Consider the following 4,334-nt stretch of genomic DNA (forward strand, 5'->3'; position numbering starts at 1 on the left):
TGGCACGCGTCTTGTACGCATTCTTGCGAGGCGGCGCGAGCTGCCGACCTTTCACTGCGCGACGGATGGAACGAAAGAAGGAAGGCAATATGTCAAATTTGCGTCAAATCGCATTCTACGGGAAGGGTGGTATCGGCAAGTCCACCACTTCACAAAATACGCTCGCCGCCCTTGTCGATCTCGGGCAGAAGATCCTCATCGTGGGCTGCGACCCCAAGGCCGACTCCACCCGTCTCATCCTGAACTCGAAGGCGCAGGATACGGTCCTGCATCTCGCGGCGAAGGAGGGTTCGGTGGAAGATCTCGAGGTGGAGGACGTGCTAAAGGTTGGTTACAATGGCATCAAATGCGTGGAGTCTGGCGGCCCCGAGCCGGGCGTCGGTTGTGCCGGGCGCGGCGTGATCACTTCGATCAACTTCCTGGAAGAAAATGGCGCTTACGATGATGTCGACTACGTCTCCTACGACGTGCTGGGTGACGTTGTGTGTGGCGGCTTCGCGATGCCGATCCGCGAAAACAAGGCCCAGGAAATCTACATCGTGATGTCCGGCGAGATGATGGCGCTGTATGCCGCCAACAACATCGCCAAGGGGATTCTGAAATACGCCCACTCGGGCGGCGTGCGGCTCGGCGGGCTGATTTGCAATGAGCGACAGACAGACCGCGAACTCGATCTCGCCGAGGCACTCGCGGCCAAGCTCAATTCCAAGCTCATTCACTTCGTGCCACGCGACAACATCGTCCAGCACGCCGAGCTCAGGAAGATGACGGTTATCCAGTATGCACCGGACTCCAATCAGGCGGCGGAATATCGCGCGCTGGCTGAAAAGATCCACGCCAATTCGGGTCAAGGCACCATTCCGACCCCGATCACCATGGAGGAGTTGGAGGACATGCTGCTCGACTTCGGCATTATGAAGACCGACGAGCAGATGCTTGCAGAACTCCAGGCCAAGGAAACAGTGGTAGCAGCTGCGCAGTGACTGCCTCGCAGAGGCAGTCGAAACTTTACCCGGCGCACATTCCACCAATGGTGTCTCTTCTCGGAGGCATCACCCAGCAGCGAAAAGGGGGCAGGGGCCTATGAGCCTTGATTACGAGAATGACAGCGTTTTGCATGAAAAGCTCATTGCGGAAGTGTTAGCGCAATATCCAGACAAGACGGCGAAGCGCCGCAAGAAGCATCTCAGCGTCGCAACGAGCGGCGGTGAGCCTGGGGATGAGTCGAAGGCCCTTTCCGAATGCGACGTGAAATCGAACATCAAGTCCATTCCGGGCGTGATGACGATCCGCGGCTGCGCCTATGCCGGATCCAAGGGCGTGGTGTGGGGCCCGGTCAAGGATATGGTCCATGTCTCGCATGGGCCGGTCGGTTGCGGTCAATATTCATGGTCGCAGCGACGCAACTACTATGTCGGTACGACAGGTGTCGACACATTCGTAACGATGCAGTTCACCTCTGATTTTCAGGAGAAGGACATCGTCTTCGGTGGCGACAAAAAGTTGGAAAAGATCATCGATGAGATCGAGGAACTGTTTCCCTTGAACAAGGGCCTCACTATTCAATCCGAATGTCCCATCGGTCTCATTGGTGACGACATCGAGGCAGTCTCGCGCAAGAAGGCCACGGAGTACAAAAAGACAATCGTGCCGGTACGCTGCGAAGGCTTCCGCGGCGTCTCGCAATCGCTCGGCCACCATATCGCCAACGATGCCATCCGTGACTGGGTTTTCGGCAAGCCCGGAGTCGAATTCGAAACTGGCGCCTACGACGTCAACGTGGTTGGGGACTACAACATCGGCGGCGACGCCTGGGCCTCGCGCATCCTGCTTGAGGAAATAGGTCTGCGCGTAGTCGGCAACTGGTCGGGTGATGCCACGCTCGCAGAAGTGGAACGTGCCCCGAAGGCCAAGCTCAATCTCATCCACTGCTACCGATCAATGAATTACATCTGCCGGCACATGGAGGAAAAATACGGCATCCCTTGGATAGAATACAATTTCTTCGGCCCATCCCAGATCGAAGCCTCTCTGCGCAATATAGCCAAGCATTTCGGCCCTGCAATTGAAGAAAGGGCCGAGAGGCTCATCGCCAAGTACCAGCCCTTGGTCGACGATGTCGTCCATAAGTATTGGCCGCGCCTCCACGGCAAGAGAGTGATGCTTTATGTGGGTGGGTTACGCCCCCGTCACGTCGTCACAGCCTATGAAGACCTGGGTATGCAGATCGTCGGCACCGGGTACGAATTCGCCCACAACGACGACTATCAGCGCACCGGCCATTACGTGAAGAAAGGCACGCTGATCTATGACGATGCAACCAGTTACGAACTGGACAAGTTCATCGAGAGGATCCGTCCCGATCTTGTTGGCTCCGGCATCAAGGAAAAGTACCCGGTGCAGAAGATGGGCATACCATTCCGCCAGATGCACTCATGGGATTATTCCGGCCCATACCACGGCTATGACGGCTTCGCCATCTTCGCCCGCGACATGGATCTGGCCATCAACAATCCGGTCTGGGACCTTTACGACGCGCCTTGGAAGAAAGTGAGAGCGCCTGCGGCAGCGGTTGCAGCCGAATAGAAGCGTGGTCTTCCGCGGACAGGCGCTCGCGGGAGATCCGATGTCTCAAAAGTTTTCCTGTGCCGCCGTTTGACGAGGCCAGATGAAAAGGTGACCAATATGCCGCAATCGGCCGAAAAGATTCTTGATCATGCCCGTTTGTTCCGCGAGCCGGAATACAGAAAGATGCTCGTGGAGAAGAAGCTGAATTTCGAATGTCCTCACCCTGATCAGATCATCACTGATCAGGGTGAATACACCAAGACTTGGGAATATCGCGAAAAGAATCTTGCCCGCGAAGCGCTGGTGGTGAACCCAGCCAAAGCCTGCCAGCCGCTGGGCGCGGTATTCGCCGCCGCGGGATTCGAGCGGACCATGTCCTTTGTGCATGGCAGCCAGGGTTGCGTTGCTTATTACCGTTCCCACCTTTCGCGGCATTTCAAGGAGCCGTCTTCGGCAGTCTCATCCTCGATGACCGAGGACGCGGCAGTATTTGGCGGTCTGAAGAACATGGTCGATGGGCTCGCCAATACTTACGTGCTCTACAACCCGAAGATGATTGCCGTCTCTACCACCTGTATGGCGGAAGTCATCGGTGATGATCTGCATGGTTTCATTGAGAACGCCAAGAGCGAAGGCTCAGTCCCACCCGAATTTGACGTGCCATTCGCACATACGCCTGCCTTCGTCGGCAGCCACGTCGACGGTTATGACGCCATGGTCAAAGGCATACTGGAGCACTTCTGGAAAGGCAAGGAGCGTACGGAGGCGGCTCGCGCGATTAATATCATCCCGGGCTTCGATGGCTTCTGTGTCGGGAACAATCGCGAACTCAAGCGCTTGCTCAACCTTATGGGCGTGTCCTACACCTTCATCCAAGATGCCTCCGATCAATTCGATACGCCGTCCGACGGCGAATTCCGCATGTATGACGGAGGCACGAAAATCAAAGACGTGAGAGCGGCACTTAATGCGGAGGCGACACTCTCCCTGCAGCATTACAATACCCGCAAGACGCTCGAGTATTGCAAGGAGTTCGAGCAGGCTACCGCCTCCTTCCACTACCCCCTCGGGGTCAAGGCAACCGACGAATTTTTGATGAAGGTGTCGGAGATTTCCGGCAAGGAAATCCCTGAGACAATACGCTTGGAGCGCGGCCGACTGATTGACGCCATGGCGGACAGCCAATCTTGGCTGCACGGTAAAAAATACGCAATCTACGGCGATCCTGACTTCGTCTACGCTGTAGCCCGGTTCATCATGGAAACCGGCGGCGAACCCATCCACTGCCTCGCCACCAACGGTACGACCGCTTGGGAAACCGAGATGAAGGGGCTGCTTGCATCTAGTCCCCTCGGCAAGGATGCCCAAGTCTGGCCTGGAAAGGATCTGTGGGCAATGCGATCGCTGCTCTTCACCGAGCCGGTAGACCTGCTGATCGGCAATTCCTATGGCAAGTATCTCGAGCGCGATACCGGCACGCCGCTCGTCCGGCTTATGTTTCCCATCTTCGACAGACACCATCACCATCGTTTTCCGATCATGGGCTACCAGGGCGGACTGCGTGTGCTGACAACGGTCCTCGACAAGATCTTCGACAAACTCGATCGCGAGTCGACGCAGCTTGGTGTGACGGATTATTCTTATGACCTGACCCGCTAGAAGCGGCGGTCGGCCTCGCTAAGGCCGGCCGACATGATTTGAACTTGGAGACGCGCGCAATGCCCTCGCTCAAGGCAAAAATCAAGGATGTCTTCGGAGAGCCCGCC

Annotated in this window: 3 protein-coding genes; all 3 read left to right on the forward strand. The window is 56.6% G+C overall.

Annotation, left to right across the window (positions count from 1 at the left end):
- The first annotated feature begins 89 nt into the window (after positions 1–89).
- Positions 90–983, forward strand: a complete 894-nt coding sequence (gene nifH / locus C5L12_RS27420; protein WP_105375136.1) for a nitrogenase iron protein — start codon at positions 90–92, stop codon at positions 981–983.
- Positions 984–1,083: 100 nt separating this feature from the next.
- A complete protein-coding gene (gene nifD, locus C5L12_RS27425; RefSeq protein WP_105375134.1) occupies positions 1,084–2,586 on the forward strand; it encodes a nitrogenase molybdenum-iron protein alpha chain in 1,503 nt (500 codons plus the stop codon).
- 99 nt (positions 2,587–2,685) lie between these two features.
- On the forward strand, positions 2,686–4,227 hold the full coding sequence (nifK, locus tag C5L12_RS27430) for a nitrogenase molybdenum-iron protein subunit beta (RefSeq protein ID WP_105375135.1): 1,542 nt from the start codon (positions 2,686–2,688) through the stop codon (positions 4,225–4,227).
- The last annotated feature ends 107 nt before the right edge of the window (positions 4,228–4,334 follow it).

It is taken from the genome of Neorhizobium huautlense, assembly GCF_002968575.1.
Taxonomy (GTDB): Bacteria; Pseudomonadota; Alphaproteobacteria; order Rhizobiales; family Rhizobiaceae; genus Neorhizobium; species Neorhizobium huautlense.

Coding starts and splice junctions, on each gene's coding strand:
- nifH (WP_105375136.1), top strand. CDS start 90: ATGTCAAATTTGCGTCAAATCGCATTCTACGGGAAGGGTGGTATCGGC.
- nifD (WP_105375134.1), top strand. CDS start 1,084: ATGAGCCTTGATTACGAGAATGACAGCGTTTTGCATGAAAAGCTCATT.
- nifK (WP_105375135.1), top strand. CDS start 2,686: ATGCCGCAATCGGCCGAAAAGATTCTTGATCATGCCCGTTTGTTCCGC.